Here is a 626-nt window from a genome sequence, read left to right as displayed (position 1 = left end):
AAAAAAAGTCTACCAATAGGGTACTTTTTTGTATAATTAAGAAACACAACTAGAGATAACATGGAGACGGGAAAATAATGAGTAAAAAGATTTTCACAGAGAAAGAGACCAAGCAGCTATCAACTAATAAATATGTTAAAGCAGTTGGTACAAAAGGAATCACTTATACAGATGAATTTAAGCATATTTTTATTTCTGAAAGAGAGAAAGGAAAGGCTGCGAGAGAAATATTTGAACATTGTGGGTTTGATCCAGAGGTTTTGGGGATGGACAGAATTTATTCCGCGAACAAAAGATGGCAAAATGCTTACAAGAATAAGGGGATAATCGGTTTACTTGACACTAGAACTGAAAACTCAGGACGTCTTAGAGAAAAGGAACTTACCTTAGAAGAGAAAAATGCTCGTTTAGAAGCACAAATTACCTTACTAAAGGCGGAAAACGAACTATTAAAAAAGATTCGTATTGCAGAAAGGGGGACGAAGAAATAGAGCTTTCTCCTAGCCAAAAGTATATACTTATTCGGTCAGTGGTTGAAAAGTATCAATTGAAAAATATGGTCAGTTATCTTTGTACTCTGGCTGGCGTCTCAAGAAGTGGTTATTATAATTATTTCTCGTTGGAAT

At 34.7% G+C, this 626-nt stretch carries 1 pseudogene; it reads left to right on the top strand.

Annotation, left to right across the window (positions count from 1 at the left end):
• Positions 1–77 precede the first annotated feature (77 nt).
• Positions 78–626 (top strand): annotated as a pseudogene (locus tag ADA55_RS19595) (HTH domain-containing protein); the annotation flags it as partial.

It is taken from the genome of Bacillus sp. 220_BSPC, from assembly GCF_001054655.1.
Classification (GTDB): domain Bacteria; phylum Bacillota; class Bacilli; order Bacillales; family DSM-1321; genus Peribacillus; species Peribacillus frigoritolerans.
Note: the sequence above shows the minus strand (reverse complement) of the source record. Positions and strands in the feature narration are given on the sequence as shown.